At 39.3% G+C, this 16345-nt stretch carries 12 protein-coding genes; 9 read left to right on the top strand and 3 right to left on the bottom strand.

Going from position 1 to position 16345, the window contains the following annotated elements; all coding sequences use genetic code 11:
• Positions 1-11: 11 nt before the first annotated feature.
• Positions 12-983, top strand: a complete 972-nt coding sequence (gshB, locus tag FFR48_RS02125) for a glutathione synthase (protein ID WP_096566677.1) — start codon at positions 12-14, stop codon at positions 981-983.
• A gap of 255 nt (positions 984-1238) precedes the next feature.
• On the opposite strand, the gene ftsZ is transcribed toward gshB, so the two are convergent.
• The 3 genes from ftsZ to FFR48_RS02110 form a co-directional block, all read right to left on the bottom strand.
• A complete protein-coding gene (gene ftsZ / locus FFR48_RS02120; RefSeq protein ID WP_137666214.1) occupies positions 1239-2537 on the bottom strand; it encodes a cell division protein FtsZ in 1299 nt (432 codons plus the stop codon).
• A gap of 936 nt (positions 2538-3473) precedes the next feature.
• Positions 3474-4367 carry a cell division protein FtsQ/DivIB gene (locus tag FFR48_RS02115; RefSeq protein WP_137666206.1) on the bottom strand — a complete coding sequence of 298 codons (894 nt, stop codon included), beginning with the start codon at positions 4365-4367 and terminating at the stop codon, positions 3474-3476.
• Positions 4368-4437: 70 nt separating this feature from the next.
• On the bottom strand, positions 4438-4803 hold the full coding sequence (locus FFR48_RS02110) for a hypothetical protein (protein ID WP_137666205.1): 366 nt from the start codon (positions 4801-4803) through the stop codon (positions 4438-4440).
• Positions 4804-5474: 671 nt separating this feature from the next.
• On the opposite strand from FFR48_RS02110, the gene FFR48_RS02105 reads away from it, so the two are divergent.
• The 8 genes from FFR48_RS02105 (at position 5475) to leuD (ending at position 16289) form a co-directional block, all read left to right on the top strand.
• Positions 5475-6308, top strand: coding sequence for a photosystem II manganese-stabilizing polypeptide (locus FFR48_RS02105; RefSeq protein ID WP_096566685.1), 834 nt, complete (start codon positions 5475-5477; stop codon positions 6306-6308).
• A gap of 745 nt (positions 6309-7053) precedes the next feature.
• Positions 7054-7830, top strand: coding sequence for an RNA polymerase sigma factor SigF (locus FFR48_RS02100; RefSeq protein WP_137666204.1), 777 nt, complete (start codon positions 7054-7056; stop codon positions 7828-7830).
• Positions 7831-7987: 157 nt separating this feature from the next.
• Complete coding sequence (locus FFR48_RS02095; RefSeq protein ID WP_201277558.1) at positions 7988-8860, top strand: hypothetical protein; 873 nt, start codon at positions 7988-7990, stop codon at positions 8858-8860.
• A gap of 222 nt (positions 8861-9082) precedes the next feature.
• Positions 9083-9334, top strand: coding sequence for a hypothetical protein (locus FFR48_RS02090; protein WP_137666203.1), 252 nt, complete (start codon positions 9083-9085; stop codon positions 9332-9334).
• A 105-nt stretch (positions 9335-9439) separates the two neighbouring features.
• On the top strand, positions 9440-12736 hold the full coding sequence (locus FFR48_RS02085) for an Eco57I restriction-modification methylase domain-containing protein (protein WP_137666202.1): 3297 nt from the start codon (positions 9440-9442) through the stop codon (positions 12734-12736).
• Between the two features lie 378 nt (positions 12737-13114).
• Complete coding sequence (locus tag FFR48_RS02080) at positions 13115-13858, top strand: Uma2 family endonuclease (RefSeq protein WP_137666201.1); 744 nt, start codon at positions 13115-13117, stop codon at positions 13856-13858.
• A 185-nt stretch (positions 13859-14043) separates the two neighbouring features.
• Positions 14044-15447 carry a 3-isopropylmalate dehydratase large subunit gene (gene leuC, locus FFR48_RS02075; RefSeq protein WP_137666200.1) on the top strand — a complete coding sequence of 468 codons (1404 nt, stop codon included), beginning with the start codon at positions 14044-14046 and terminating at the stop codon, positions 15445-15447.
• Between the two features lie 233 nt (positions 15448-15680).
• Entirely contained in the window at positions 15681-16289 is a 609-nt protein-coding gene (gene leuD / locus FFR48_RS02070; RefSeq protein WP_096566695.1) for a 3-isopropylmalate dehydratase small subunit, read from the top strand.
• The last annotated feature ends 56 nt before the right edge of the window (positions 16290-16345 follow it).

The raw sequence follows: 16345 nt of genomic DNA, 5'->3' as shown, positions 1-16345 counted from the left end.
AGGTAGAAAGGGTGAAACTGGCTTTTATTATTGATCCCATCCATCAGCTTGACCCTTGCCATGATACGAGTGTTGCCCTCATGGAAGCAGCGCAAATTCTTGGTCATGAAGTTTGGATAACCCAAGCGAATTTGTTAAATGTTGTGGATAGCAAAGCTTGGGCTGTTTTACAGCAAGTAGAACTTGTACCAGTGGAATTAATAGAGGGACGTTGGGTAGCCGCAAATCCTTGGTATAAGTTAGGTTCTAGCCTCTTCACTGCTTTGGAGTCAATGGACGCTGTATTTATGCGGACAGACCCACCAGTCAACGATTCCTACCTCTATGCTACTTATATTTTGGATTACATTGACCAAAATAAAACCCTGGTAATTAACAACCCCAATGGTATCAGAGCCGCAAATGAAAAAATGTATGCCTTGCAATTTACTCAAGCCATCCCTGAAACCATTGTGAGTGCTGATAAAAAGGTAATCCGCCAATTTGTAGAAGCTAAGGGTGCAACAGTTCTCAAACCATTGGGTAACAAAGCTGGGGAGGGGATTTTATTTTTACAATCAGGCGATCGCAATTTTAACTCAATAGTCGAACTCAGTACCCTGCAAGGTCGATTACCAGTAATGGTACAAAACTATTTACCCGCAGCTAAGGACGGAGACAAGCGAATTATCTTGCTCAATGGCGAACCCATTGGGGCGCTCAATCGCCTTTCTAGTGGTAGTGATTTTCGCAATAATATGGCAACAGGTGGTACTGTTGCTCCAACGGAAATTACCGCAAGAGAACAGGAAATTTGCACCTTATTGGCAGAAAAACTGCGTCAAGACGGCTTGATTTTTGTTGGTATTGACGTGATTGGTGGCTACCTCACAGAAGTCAACGTTACCAGTCCCACGGGCATCCGAGAAATTGATCGCCTAGATGGTACTCACCTTGCTCATCAGGTTATTCAATGGCTAGAGCAGGTGAATGGGAACTGGTGACTGGGGAAGAAAATTTTAGATTTTAGATTTTAGATTTTAGATTGGAATTGACAAAAACAATCCAAAATCCAAAATCCAAAATTGAATTACCAATTACCAATTACCAAATAAAAAAACTCCAATAAAATATGGGGTAGGCAACTAAATTGCAGACCCCTATCTTTGGTGATAAACGTAAAACTAAGAAATTGTATAAAGCACAAACGCCAGAACTGAGACTGCAAACTTAATCTAAAATCTCAAATCTACAATTACTTAATTTTTCGGTGGTGTGCGTCGTCGTTGGAGAAAATCAGGAATATCTAAAATCGGTTTTTCTTTAGGTTCAGGAGTTGGAGTTGGTTGATTAACAGTTGGTTGATTAACAGTTGGTTGTACTCCTAGCTTCCTGGGAGATGGAGTCACTACTCTGGGAGTGGCCACAGTTTGTTGTGGAGCAGCTTGAATTTCTCCGGTAAACCCAGTCGCAATCACGGTAATTCTGACTTCTCCTTGCAGTCTGTCATCAATCACTGCACCGAAAATAATATTGGCATTGGGATCAACCACCTCATAAATTGTTTCCGCAGCCGCATTCACTTCATGCAGAGTGAGATCACTACCACCAGTGATATTGAAGACAACCCCTCTAGCACCTTCAATAGAGCATTCTAATAATGGTGAGGAAATCGCGGCGATCGCAGCTTCTCTAGCTCTAGATTTGCCAGAACTCACACCAATACCCATCAATGCTGATCCTGCATCTGCCATGACTGCTCGCACATCAGCAAAGTCCACATTAACCAAACCAGGAATCGTAATAATATCAGAAATACCCTGTACCCCTTGACGCAACACATCATCGGCATAGCGAAAGGCTTCTTGTACAGGTGTTTGTTCAGGAATTACCTCCAACAGCTTATTGTTAGGAATAATAATCAAGGTATCAACCCTACTTTTTAATCCTTCAATACCCTGCTCGGCTTGGCTAGTGCGTCGCCGTCCCTCAAATACAAACGGACGGGTCACTACACCCACAGTCAAAGCGCCCATTTCTTTGGCCACTTCCGCCACAATTGGCGCAGCACCCGTACCTGTTCCACCACCCATGCCCGCAGTGATAAAAACTAGGTCTGCACCTTCTAAAGCGGTAGCAATTTCATCACGTGATTCTTCCGCTGCCTTCTGACCAATAGCGGGATTACCCCCCGCACCTAAACCCCTGGTTAGTTTCTGCCCGATTTGCAAACGACTGGGAGCGCCAGCTAAAGTCAAGGCTTGGGCATCGGTGTTAATTGACCAAAATTCCACCCCAGAAACATCAGATTCAATCATGCGGTTAACAGCATTGCCACCGCCACCACCAACACCAATAACTTTAATATTGGCGACTCTGCCCGGAACAATTTCACCAATGCGACTATTTTCCGTAATTTTTTTACTGTCGTTACTTTGGGCAAAGTTTAGCCCGGAACTACCAAAGGGATTATTAGAGTTAACGGACAAAGATAACCCTGTTTGTCCCAGAGATTGGGCATTTTTATAGGTAAGCTCTTGGTTATTATCAAATGTCATTGGCTTGATGAAGGTAGATAAACGACTTGTTTTGGTGTTATTCACCTAAGAGTCAAATATAGTTGAGTTGGAGACTGTCACCGTCTATGACAATCAATATTTTTTATTGTTCTGCTGTGCAAAACCTAGACAAATCTAGACTTTTCCTTCTTACTCAAGGGGAGCATGGGAGCGGTTATCCCTCTGTAAGTCTCTGTAAATCTCTGTAAGTTTTGGCGCTGTCTGCGAGACACGATCATAATTAGTTATGGGATCATTTGGCAACTTAGGCGATCGCCTATGGCTTAGAGCAAACTGGGCTGTCAGCACTGCGCACCGCGCAATCGCATAACTAATTCTAGAAAAGTATACCTACATTGTCCGAAAATCGGTTTATATAACTTGATCTAGACATTAAGATTTTCTATACTATGTTGCTAAATTTCCCAGTATTGCTCTGTGAATTTGATGCTCAGTATCCCCCACTATTTCTGCTCGAAACTTTATATTAGCAGTCAATTTTACAGCTTTATTTGTTCATTTTTTCGATAACTACTAAATTTTTCAGTGATTTACTGTGTAAAGCATTACTTTTTACTCCAGAAGATATATCAAAAATGCGTTTGGTTTAGTTTTTGGTTATAAACCTATAAGGTTGAATACTCACATACAAAATGCAGTTACCAATGGACGACGGTAGTTTTGATTGGGAAACCTCCCCACCAAGGTGCAAGAACGCTGCACCCAAACCCTTGATGTTTTATCGACCTGCATAAAGATTATCTCCAAGAAGTTTCTAATATTTATCCTGCCATTTTAATCAAAAGTTCATGCCAATTTTTATTTCAATGGTGCGAACCGTAAAACTAACTAATATTTTTATCATTTTTATCCTCAAAAACTGGTTTCTGTACTCAAACAGGCTCAAGCTTGTTAGGTATCTGGGAAGTTAATTTGTTATTTTTGGTTCATTTGTACTAAAGGTCGGTCAGGATTTTTGATATCAATATAGGCTAATTGTTTGGGCTTGAATTTTGCTGGTAAATGCCGCATTTGCACAAGTAATTGGATTTTTTCCGGTAATTGGGCATTAGGAACACCAAGATGGACATTTCCTAATTCTGTTTTCAAAATTAAATTTGTGGGATCTTGGCAATCAATTTCCATCACTTTAACAGAACTCTGACTGACAGCTTGATAAAGTTCAGTCCAATAGGGGCAATATTTTTCTGGTGAACCAAGAACTTTGAGGGTAGGCAATTTACCTGTGGGGTTAAGTGCAGTGTATTTTGCTAGAGGAATCAAAGCGCCACTAGCATCTAGTAAACTGACATCATCCTGTTTGCTTCCAGCAGGAGTATTTTGCAAACATGAAGATGTTGCTTGTTTGCCAGAGTTTGCCGAAGATTGAGGCTGAGTATTGCAACTGGTTGTGCTTTGTTTTGGTAGGGTGTGAATCACTGCCACTGGTAATCTTTCTTGAATTTCAATCATTAACCCAGGCGGAAACAGACGACGGCTTACAGTGGCTTGTGCAATAGCGGGTTGTGCTTCTAAAGTTTCGGCAATTGCAGAAGGCTCTATTCGCCACAAAGATTGGGGATAGGACGGCGCCAACAGCGATTGAATAGCTTGCTCGGATAATAATTGATTGCCTGATTTCATAACTATTTGTGCAGGTGTTTTTAACACCCACATTGGTTGGAGTGTTACCCACAGCAATCCACCTGCTAGACCACTAGCAGCCAGTGTTCGCCAAATAGTGTGAATGATTTTTCTTTGCTGCTGCCTACGTAATTTTTTACGGCGTTGAGCTAAATTCTTGCGGGAAACTGATACTATACCGGCCATGAAAACCCCTTTCTGGTTTGAGTCTAATTCCTGAAAACCACGGTAATTGGTGATTGGTAAACTCTTGAGCTTACCATTCTAACCAGTTATCAGTATCACAGGATTCGTTAGTGTTGTGGATAACAGGAGTTTTTTCATTACTTTCTACTGGTAAATTCACTAGAAATTCTTGTAATCGCATACGTTCAATATAAGGCCAACCCCCCTCAGACTCAATATCTCTGAGCAGTGCGTACAGTCTTTGGCGGTTATCGGGCAAACTATCTTGAAAAATTCCATCACGAATCTCTTTATGTAACTTTTCCAATTGTCTCAGCAAAGATAATAATGCTGTAACATTGCCTTGACAAGCGTGGGCTGCATCTTGCACAGCAGATGCGATCGCTTGCAACTTAGCAGATAAATTTCCCGCTGGCAAATTTTGGTCATTGTTCATGTAATTTTCTGCTGCTGTTCTATAAAAGTAATACAATACCCGAAACACCCGAAAAAAGGGAGGATGGGCAGGGGTAAGAGCGAAATCACAAAAAGCAAGCGAAAATCAAGCGAAGAACTACTAATGACAAGGCGCTAATTGTCAATTGATTGATGCCAATGTGAATGGTAGTTTGAATATTGTACGTAAAGTAATCCCCACAGATTTAATGTGAGGGCTTAATTACGTTTTAGTGAATTTTGGGGATTCATTTCCGACTAACAAATAGCATCAGAGAAATCTTATGCTTTTTGGCACTATAACTTGGCTAATTTCCCTATCAAACCAAAGATTGTATGTACTAGCAATACATATACAATACAGGATGATTTGGGTCATGCCGCTTTTACCTGATGTAAGAGCAAAGCGCGAAGTATAGCCTACTTCGCATTAATAACAGATGCCTTGAGGCGTTTCTGTGTTGTGGTCTACTCATCCATTTAGCCAAACCCTGCCAAATGCCACTCAGTAGACTGTTGGTTTGAAGCTAAGGAAAAAGCAACTTCCATCTAACTCTGATGAGAGAAACTGCTGGTTCTGAAGCTAAACCTGAAAACTCAAAACGGAATGCGTTTTATTACGTTTAGTAGAGCCGTTTTACAACTTAAATATTAATGACATTGAGGTTGACCATGAGGTATCGCGCTTTAATAGTTGCATTCTTAGCTTTATGCTTGGGGCTGATAACTGCTTGTAGTGATGCGCCTTCATCTAGCAGCAGAGACTTGCTGACTTACGAACAAATTCGAGGTACTGGCTTGGCTAACAAATGCCCTCAGCTGGCAGAAACAAGCCGTGGTTCTATTGCTTTGGATAACGGTCAGACCTACACCATCAAAGAACTGTGCTTAGAACCTACCAATTACTTTGTCAAAGAAGAACCCGCTAACAAACGGCAAGAAGCTGAATTTGTAGCTGGTAAATTGGTGACTCGTAACACATCCACTATTGATCAAGTACAAGGTGATTTAAAAATCAACCCAGATAACAGTCTGACCTTTGTAGAAAAAGATGGTCTTGATTTCCAAGCTATCACAGTCAAACTTCCTGGTGGTGAACTAGTACCTTTCTTATTTACTGTCAAAAACTTGATTGCACAAACACAGCCTAATTTGACCAGCATTAATACTTCTACTGATTTTGAAGGTAAGTTTAAAGTTCCTTCTTATCGTGGTGCTTCTTTCCTAGATCCCAAAGGTCGTGGTGTTGTCAGTGGTTATGATAATGCTGTGGCATTACCAGCCCAAGCCGACGATGATGATTTGACACGAGCTAATGTGAAGCGTACAGAAATCCTCAATGGCAAGATTTCTTTACAAGTAGCTAAAGTAGACAGTTCTACTGGCGAAATAGCTGGTACTTTTGAAAGTATACAGCCCTCTGATACAGATTTGGGTGCTGGCGAACCTAAAGAAGTTAAGATTCGTGGTTTATTCTACGGTCGCGTAGAAACAAATCGCGGCTAAATTCCTGTTGTTATAGCAGTAGTCAGGAGGAGGCGGTGCGGTCTTAGGGTCTCACGCCACTCCCTTCCAGCCGAGAAACCCGTCCACAGGGGTAACTCCTCAAATGAAGCAACTACCGTTCAAGAGTCAGGAGTAAAATCCTTTTTTAGTAGCAGTTTCATGATTAATTGATGTTCTAACTACTCTGTCTACAGCTATAAAAAAATTTATCCAACTGCCCTGCTTTTTGAGAGGGTAGTTGGTTTTTTTTAGACTGGTAAACTTTTGGCTGATTTCTCATCACCTGTGATTTTTCCGTAAATAAACAGTTGTCAAATTCATGTTTTGGGAAATTAGATGAATTTAATAAAATTAAATACGTACTATTACTAATCAATAATTTTTATTAATTTAGAAAAATAATAGATAGAATTTTTGGCTATTTATCAGTACATTTCATATTGCATTTATTAAGTTACGTAATATCCCGGTTTGACATTAGGGAAAGAATTGTATATTTTAATTCTATGCGAGTTGTTTAATAAGCTACAACAGACCAAATTGACTTCGATCACTAAAAAGCAACTCTGCTGAAAATCGCCCTAGATTTTCAACCCATCCTCAAAATCTTTTCTAGCCAAAAATTTTAGTCTGCCTGATGGCTTTATGAGTTGTTCAAGAACGTGCATATCTGCCTATAGCGCGTCTAAAAATTAAGTTTAGCAGCGATTAATAAACACTCTATTTGCTAAATCCTGAATGTGCTATGCCTACTACAGCCACGAACGAACTAAAACATGAGATTTCACAGTTGTTGCGAGAATATGAGCAATGTCCCTCAGAACGCCTTCGTAATCAACTAGTGAAACTAAATTTTGGGCTGGTGAGAAAAGAAGCTCACTACTGGATAAATCAATGTCATGAAAGCTATGAAGATTTGATCCAAGTCGGCTGTTTGGGTTTAATTAGAGCTATTGAGAAATTTGAACTTTCTAAAGGACACGCCTTTAGTTCTTACGCTATTCCTTACATTCGTGGGGAAATTCAACATTACCTCCGGGACAAAGGCGTAACCATGCGGATACCCCGGCGCTGGTTAGCACTACAACAGCAAGCCATAGGTGTTTCCCGTTCTTTGCGGGAAAAATACAACCGCCAACCGACTGATGCAGAAATAGCTGGTGCATTGGAAATTTCTCAAAGTGAATGGCAGGAAATTAAATTAGCATGGGTGAATCGCTCTCCTCTGAGTTTGGATGTACCCATACAGAATGGAGAAGAAGGATCTACCAGTTTGGGGGAATTGGTTCCCGATCCAAATTACCGCAGCTTTCAATTAGCGCAAGAAGACCAAATCAGATTACAACAAGTATTAGTACAGTTGGAAAACCGCACCCGGGAAGTGTTAGAATGCGTGTTTTTACATGATTTGACACAGAAGCAAGTTGCAGAACATTTAGGAATTAGTGTAGTTACTGTTTCTCGTAAAGTCAAAAAAGGATTGGATATGCTGAAAAAAATCATGGTAGCGCCTGAAAATTAATAGCCAATCCTCTGAAACCATGATTTGCTGGAGTGTTAAAAATAACTCTGGAAATGTAAAATTTAGGTTATAAAGAAAACAGACTTGGCCTGTAATCACAATTTCAGGCGTGTTGATTTCCATAAGTAAACTTTCCTATAGCTTTCGAGAACAGCTAATGGGTATAAATTCACAAATTAATTCACAGATTGTAGCTGCAGCTATTTTAACTTTGGCGATCGCTGGATGTACAGTTAATGATACGCCAGAAGCTACTAACACTCCTCCAGCAGCAACAATTCCCCAAACAGCAGCAGAAAAACCAGAAGAAAAGACACCCTTTGCTAATCCTGTGGTGTCTTCTCAAAAAGATCAAGCAATAAAGGCAAATAATCCCGGCTTGATTGAATCCACTAGAGGCGATTTGCGCGTGGATTTGGCACAAAAAGGGCGGACTGATCCATTTGCGAAAATTATTAAGCCCTTATGGGTACCAATTGCTGCCAATTCTGAGCAAAAAGAAGTTCCTAAACTGCCTCCTTTGCCAACTCCACAACAAACAGGAACAAATCAAGCTCAGGGGGGACAAAATGTCCAGGCTCGTGTACAAATTACTACTCCTCCACCTCAACCAAAACCTCCTTTGACTCCAGTTTTGCCCATGGTTTTGCCTCAAGTTGTGGCTAAAGAGCCTGTTAAGCCTGTGTTACCACCTGCTCCCAAGCATGAAGATGCTCAAGCGGTTTTGGTCAGTGGTATAGTTGTTATTGGTAAAGAACCCCAGGCAATTATTAAAGTGCCGGAAGAACTTACCAGCCGCTATGTACAAGCTGGGCAAAGATTGGGTAATGGGGTTTTGATTAAACGAATTGAGATGAACAGAGGTTCTAATCCTGTGGTTGTGTTTGAACAGTTCGGAATTGAAGTTGCTAAAGCAGTGGGAGAAAAACCCTCTGCCGAACCTGCAAAGTCTGAACCTGCAAAGTCTGAACCTGCAAAGTCTGAACCTGCACAACCTGCTGTTGGGGTTTCCATTTCAATGGGTTTGTAAGAGTTAGTTAGCTATCTGGTTACAGCAGAATATGGCTGGCGCTACGCTGTCAGGAGTCAGGAGTCATTTTGTTGTGCAGTTTGTACTTCATTCATTGACAATCTGCTGTAAGTTTGCTGTAAGTTTATAGATATAACATCAATTCTGGCAATTAAATTGGTTGCATAACCGGAAATGTCCGGTTTTATATTATAGTGATGATTTTATACTTTTTATGGAATTATGGAACAGAATCAACAAAAAATAGAATTTCCTAATTTACCTTTAGCTGTATATCGAGAAATAGCAGCACATTTGCGGCAGGTGGAAGGGGTTGATGTGGATTTAATTCCCCAAACTTCTTCAGATTTTGATTATGATCAAAGTCAAATTGCTGGTTTGTCTATTTCTTGCCAACCAAATACTAATGAGGAACAGGTGAAGCAGATTTTAGATTATTATAACAGTCTAAAAACCTTATTCTATAGCCGTTAACCCTTATGGGAATATCCCCGGTTTTCCTACCTCGGCAGTTACGCTTATTTGTTGTTTAATCATGGTAGGTTAGACTCAATAATAGTGAACCAATAGGTATGAGATATGAATCAAAAAGACGATAAAGCTTTATTTCAGAAAAAGGCGTTAAAAAATGCCTTGGGTGCTTTTAAATTTCCTGAAGATTTAACAGCACGTCATCAAATAATTAGCAAATGGGTTGAAGCTTTAAATTCAGGTACACTGGATAAAATCAGTGAAGTTTCCTTACAGGGAAATTTCTTAAAAGAGATATTTCAAGATGTATTAAGTTATCGTTCTGTAATTGATGGTGGGGGTAAAAAATGGGAACTTTACCCAGAAAAAAACATTGCTGATGGTGGTGGTTTTGCTGATGCTGCTTTAGGATATTTTACCGCGACAGAAAACCAAAAAGGTCAGGTAAAATTACAAGGTCAAGTAGTAGCACCTATTGAATTAAAAGGAACTAAAAATAATTTAGATCGTGCTGCATCAGGAAGGGATAAATCAGCAGTTGATCAAGGATGGCATTATGCTAATTATACTCCTGATTGTCGTTGGATCATTATTTCTAATTATCGAGAATTACGATTATATCATATTAATAAAACTCCAGCTTATTATGAAAAGTTTGTATTAGCAGATTTAGCAGATTTTCAGGAGTTTAAAAAATTCTATTTTATTCTTTGTCGGGATAATTTTTTACCGATCAAAGATGTATCTGTAATTGATAGATTATTAACCACTTCTGATCAAGCACAGGAAGATATTACCAAACAACTGTATGAGGAATATAAACAAGTCAGATTAAACATAGTTAAACATTTTCGCTTTATTGATAAATCATCTATTCCTAACCGTGATGCGGTATTAATTGAAAAAGCACAAAAGACATTAGACAGAATTTTATTTATTGCATTTTGTGAGGATAGGGGATTATTACCAGAACAGACAATTACTAAAGCTCATGATAGCAGAAATGCTTATAATAATCGTCCGATTTGGGAAATTTATAAAGACGTTTTTCGCTGGGTTGATCAAGGTAATGATGATCCACCAATTCCCGGTTATAATGGTGGTTTGTTTCAACATGATCCGCTATTAGATGAAACATTAAATATTCCTGATCCTTTATGTACCCAACTGAAAAACCTGACACGGTTTGATTTTGATTCCGAAGTTTCTGTAGATATTTTAGGGCGGATTTTTGAACAGTCAATTACAGATTTAGAAGAATTAAAAGCTGATTTTACTAAACAGGAGTTTGATAAAAAACAAGGTAAGCGGAAAAAATTAGGAGTGTTTTATACTCCTGCTTATATTACTCAATATATTGTCGAGATTGCCATTGGTGGATATTTACAAAAACGGGAAACTCAGTTAAGACAGAGTTTACAGTTAGCAGAATTTACAGATTCAGAAAAACAGCGATCGCAAGAAATTCAATTTTGGTTAACTTACCGAAATGAGATATTAGTAAAAACGCGAGTTGTTGATCCTGCGTGTGGTTCGGGTGCATTTTTAATTGCTGCTTTTGATTATTTGCAAAGTCAGTATCAACGAGTGCATGATAATTTGCGGTTTTTACAATATCAAGATTCAGAAAATCTGGAATTAGATAAAACTATTCTGAGTAATAATTTATTTGGGGTTGACTTATCTCCAGAGTCAGTAGAAATTACTAAGTTATCTTTGTGGTTAAAAACTGCAACTCAGGGTAAAGCTTTAACTTATTTAGATGATAATATCAAAGTTGGTAATTCTATTGTTGCTGATGCAGAGTTTACAGATTTACCTTTTATTTGGGAAAATGAATTTACCCAAGTTTGCGCTGAAGGTGGTTTTGATGTAGTAATTGGAAATCCTCCTTATATTCGTCAGGAATTATTATCACCTTTTAAACCTTATTTACAGGAACATTATCAAACCTATGATGGGGTAGCGGATATCTATATTTATTTTTATGAGAAAGGTTTGAATTTATTGAAACCAGAGGGAATACTTTCCTATATTGTGACTAATAAATGGTTACGTTCTGGTTATGGGGAAGCTTTGAGAAGGTTCTTTTCTCAGTCAAGTGTGTTTGAACAAATTATTGATTTTGGACACGCACCAATTTTTGAAGATGCTGATACTTTTCCCTGTATTGTTGCAGTCAGGAAAACTAAAGTTTCGGAAACGGAGAGGGAAAATAAAGAAGTTGTAATTTGTATTGTTCCCCGTGAGGAGTTACCGAAAATTAACCTGACTCAATATGTGCAGAATGAAGAGAATAGTTATACTATACCTTGGTCGCGGTTTTCTGCTAATGCTTGGAGTTTAGAACCTCCTGCGGTGGATGAGTTAATGCAGAAAATTCAACGGGTTGGTGTTCCGTTAAAAGAGTTTACTGGTGTTAAACCATATCGGGGAATAATGACAGGTTTTAATGAAGCTTTTTTAATAGATGATGCGACTAAGAGAAAGCTGATTTTAGATGATCCGAAATGTGCAGAAATTATTAAACCGTTATTGAGAGGACAAGATATCAAAAGATGGTGTCCTGAATGGGATAATTTATGGATTATTTTTGTAAAATGGGATTGTCCGATCAATAATTATCCTTCTGTTTTGTTTTGGTTAGAAGAACACAGAAAAGGTTTAGAACTGCGTCCAGAAGTCAAACAAGGAAGATTTCCTTGGTATGCACTCAGTCGTTATGGTTCAGGTTATTCTCATTTGTTTGAACAACCAAAGATTGTTTGGAAAGACCTTTCTACTTATTCAGAGTTCTGTTTTGATAATACTGGCATTTTTACTAATGATTTATGTTTTATTTTCAGTTCAAGTGACCTTTGGATATTAGCAGTTTTAAATTCACCATTAATGTGGTATTACTTGTCTCGAACTACAATTCATGGACTGAATGAAACACTAAGGTTAAAAAACATTTATATGGAAAATCTACCCATTGCACAACCCACAGCAGAAATACGCGCAGAAGTAGAAGAAATTGTCAATCGTTTAATAGAAATAACCAAACTCAACGGACAAGTTTATAAAGACGTTCTCGACTGGTTGCAAATAGAATACAAAATTGAAAAACTGGGAAATAAACTAGCAGATTTTGCAACTTTAGAATTTGATGAATTTGTGGAAGAAGTCAGAAAAAGAATGCCCAAACCCAAGACAGCTAAAAAAGCATCTGATCCATTAAGTATACCAGCTTTTAAAGCCTTACGTCAAGCACATAATGATTATGTTCCAGAAATTCAAAACCGCAAAAATGAAGCTGTGAAATTAGAACAGCGACTTGCAGATTTAGTGAATCAAACTTATCAGTTAACACCCGAAGAAATTGAATTAATGTGGAGAACAGCACCTCCAAGAATGCCGATTTGAATTAAAAATTAAAAAATTGTCTGAATCAGGATGTCTAGGATTTAAACTCGTTCCCAGTCTCCGACTGGGAATGCTAAATAGAGTCTCTGACTCTAGTATATATCAGAAGGCAGAGCCTTAAATCATTCATTCCCATACAGAGTATAGGAACGAGTAATAGAAGTCGGGGATCTAAAAATCCGCGTTCATCTGCGTTCATCTGCGTTTAATTATTTTCATTGTCTGAATCAGGATATCCAGGATTTAAGGATTTACAGGATGTTTTTTACCAATTACCAATTACCAATTACCAATTACCCATTACCCATTACCAATTACCCATTACCCATTACCTAATGTTATAATCAAAAAATTACAACTTGATGCCATATCAAATATATGATCATTGCACAAGAACAAGAAACCCAAGAAAACATCTACCAAGATGTAATATTTCCCCCTGGAGATTTATATAGTGATGAACCTCCCGTGGAAACAGAACTGCATCTAGAGCAGATTATGCTCTTAATTAAATGTCTTAAATGGTTATGGAAAAATAGAAATGATTTCTATGCTGCTGGAAACCTAACCATTTACTATAGTCCAAATCAGAAAAAATCAGAAGATTCTCGTGGTCCAGATTTCTTTGTTGTTTTAGGAACTGAACGCAAAACCCGTAAAAGCTGGGTAGTGTGGGATGAAGATGGTAAATATCCTAATATAATTGTCGAAATTCTCTCACCCAGTACAGCAAAAACAGATAGAGAATTTAAAAAACAACTCTATCAAAATACATTCCGCACTCCAGATTATTTTTGGTTTGATCCTTACACTTTAGAATTTGCGGGTTTTCATTTATTAGATGGAGAATATGAACCGTTGACAGCAAATGAAAAAGGACATTTATGGAGTCAACAACTAGGTTTATATTTGGGTGTTTATAATGGTTTATTGCGGTATTTTACACGGGAAGGAATTTTAGTTCCTACACCGGAAGAAAGTGCAGAACAAGAAGCTAAAAGAGCAGAACAAGAAGCAGAAGCAAGAAAAGCTGAAGCTAAAAGAGCAGAAGCAGAAGCTGAAAAAGCAGCACGTTTAGCGGCAAAATTGAGAGAATTAAATATTGACCCGGAGACAATTTAAAGTTACTAAATGTAGGTTGGGTTAAGCGACAGCGCAACCCAACAAAGGTTTTAATGATGTTGGGTTTCGTTCCATGCTTCGCAACGCTAACGCGAACAACCCAACCTACCTATTGATTTTTCGATAACGTTATCGCTTTTCTGATATAATCAAAAGCTCAACTCCTTTAACATAGAATTTGATGTATGAGCAAGGGAACTCTGTTTGACAAAGTTTGGGACATCCACACCGTTGGTACACTTCCATCAGGACTAACGCAACTATTCATCGGCCTCCACCTTATCCATGAAGTTACCAGTCCTCAAGCCTTTGCTATGCTCAAAGAGAGGGGTTTAAAAGTTTTATTCCCACAGCGCACAGTGGCCACTGTTGATCATATTGTTCCTACGGATAACCAAGCACGTCCGTTTTTGGATAGCATGGCGGAAGAAATGATCCAGGCGTTAGAGCAAAACTGTCAAGAAAATAACATTACTTTCCATAATATTGGTTCGGGAAATCAAGGTATAGTTCATGTTATTGCCCCTGAGTTGGGACTAACCCAACCGGGAATGACTATAGCTTGTGGAGATAGTCATACATCTAGTCATGGTGCTTTTGGGGCGATCGCTTTTGGTATTGGTACAAGTCAAGTCCGCGACGTTCTCGCTTCCCAAACCCTAGCATTATCAAAACTCAAAGTTAGAAAAATTGAAGTTAACGGAAAACTCAGACCCGGAGTTTACGCTAAAGATGTAATTTTACACATTATCCGCACCTTGGGAGTTAAAGGTGGTGTAGGTTACGCTTACGAATATGCAGGAACTACCTTTGAACAGATGAACATGGAAGAACGGATGACCGTTTGCAATATGGCGATCGAAGGTGGTGCAAGATGCGGATATGTGAACCCTGATGAAATTACTTACGAATATCTGAAAAATAGAGACTTCGCTCCCCAAGGTGCAGACTGGGACAAAGCCGTTGCTTGGTGGGAATCTCTGCGGAGTGATGCCAATGCCGAATATGATGATGTAGTAGTATTTAATGCCGAAGATATCCCCCCGACAGTCACCTGGGGAATAACACCCGGTCAAGGAATAGGCGTTGATCAGAAAATTCCCGCAGCAGCAGAACTAGCAGAAGAAGATCGCTTTGTTGCTGAAGAAGCTTATCGTTACATGGATCTTTACCCTGGTCAACCGATCCAAGGTACAAAAATTGACGTTTGCTTTATCGGTAGCTGCACTAACGGACGCATCAGCGACCTAAGAGAAGCGGCGAAAATAGCCCAAGGTCGTAAAGTTGCAGCAGGTGTAAAAGCCTTTGTCGTTCCCGGTTCAGAACGGGTGAAAAAAGAAGCCGAAGCCGAAGGACTAGATAAAATCTTTGTTGAAGCTGGCTTTGAGTGGAGAGAACCAGGGTGTTCCATGTGTTTAGCCATGAACCCCGACAAACTACAAGGAAGACAGATCAGCGCCTCATCGTCTAACCGCAACTTCAAAGGTAGACAAGGATCAGCATCCGGTCGCACCCTGTTAATGAGTCCGGCAATGGTAGCAACTGCCGCTATTAAGGGTGAAGTTGCTGATGTACGGGAAATGCTGTAGACCGAAATTGTCGGTAAAAAAACTACATCTTTTTTATCTCACGCAGAGGCGCAGAGGCGCAGAGAGAAATTAAAAGTGTGGTTTACATACATAAAGTTTCTTAAACTCTTCTTTCTCTGTTTCCTCTGTGTCTCTGTGGTTCATTCATTAAAAAACTCTAGAAACACAAGAAAAATCTCTCTTAAGCTCTTCTTCCTTCGTGTCCTTTGTGTACTTTGCGGTTCATTAAAACTATGGTAAGTGAAATCAAACAGATAAGCGATCGCGCCGTTCCTTTAATTGGCGATGACATCGACACAGATCGCATTATACCCGCCCGCTACTTAAAAGCCATCACCTTTGATGGTTTAGGAGAAGGTGCATTTATTGACGATAGAACAGCTTTAAATGGTCAACATCCTTTCGATCTTCCCCAATACCAAGGAGCAAAGATATTAATTGTTAACCGTAACTTTGGCTGTGGTTCATCCAGAGAACACGCACCCCAAGCGTTAGCTAAATGGGGCATCAAAGCCATTATTGGTGAAAGCTTTGCGGAAATTTTCTTTGGTAACTGTGTGGCAATGGGTATACCTTGCGTTACAGCCGAACCGAGTATAGTTAAGCAATTGCAAGATTTAGTTACTGCTAATCCCCAAGCGCCTATTACCATAAATGTGGAAAATTTGCAAGTAAAAATCAATGATTTGACTTTTCCGGTGTTTATGGGTGAGGGAACTAAAACCACTTTTGTGTCTGGTACTTGGGATGCTTGCGGACAGTTGGTAGCAAATGCAGCACAGGTGAAAGCTGTAGCAAACAATTTACCTTATATTGGTTGGGGTAAATTAGCTGCTAGTTAGGTGACTGGGGACAGGGGACTGGTGACAGGGGACTGGTGACTGGTGACTGGGGACTG

Origin of the sequence: Sphaerospermopsis reniformis (assembly GCF_005402885.1) — a bacterium.
GTDB lineage: Bacteria > Cyanobacteriota > Cyanobacteriia > Cyanobacteriales > Nostocaceae > Sphaerospermopsis > Sphaerospermopsis kisseleviana.
The sequence above is the reverse complement of the archived record's forward strand: the minus strand, read 5'-3'. Positions and strand labels throughout refer to the sequence as shown.

Coding starts and splice junctions, on each gene's coding strand:
- FFR48_RS02105 (WP_096566685.1), top strand. CDS start 5,475: ATGAGGTATCGCGCTTTAATAGTTGCATTCTTAGCTTTATGCTTGGGG.
- ftsZ (WP_137666214.1), bottom strand. CDS start 2,537: ATGACATTTGATAATAACCAAGAGCTTACCTATAAAAATGCCCAATCT.
- FFR48_RS02110 (WP_137666205.1), bottom strand. CDS start 4,803: ATGAACAATGACCAAAATTTGCCAGCGGGAAATTTATCTGCTAAGTTG.
- FFR48_RS02085 (WP_137666202.1), top strand. CDS start 9,440: ATGAATCAAAAAGACGATAAAGCTTTATTTCAGAAAAAGGCGTTAAAA.
- FFR48_RS02095 (WP_201277558.1), top strand. CDS start 7,988: ATGGGTATAAATTCACAAATTAATTCACAGATTGTAGCTGCAGCTATT.
- leuD (WP_096566695.1), top strand. CDS start 15,681: ATGGTAAGTGAAATCAAACAGATAAGCGATCGCGCCGTTCCTTTAATT.
- FFR48_RS02115 (WP_137666206.1), bottom strand. CDS start 4,367: ATGGCCGGTATAGTATCAGTTTCCCGCAAGAATTTAGCTCAACGCCGT.
- FFR48_RS02100 (WP_137666204.1), top strand. CDS start 7,054: ATGCCTACTACAGCCACGAACGAACTAAAACATGAGATTTCACAGTTG.
- leuC (WP_137666200.1), top strand. CDS start 14,044: ATGAGCAAGGGAACTCTGTTTGACAAAGTTTGGGACATCCACACCGTT.
- FFR48_RS02090 (WP_137666203.1), top strand. CDS start 9,083: ATGGAACAGAATCAACAAAAAATAGAATTTCCTAATTTACCTTTAGCT.
- FFR48_RS02080 (WP_137666201.1), top strand. CDS start 13,115: ATGATCATTGCACAAGAACAAGAAACCCAAGAAAACATCTACCAAGAT.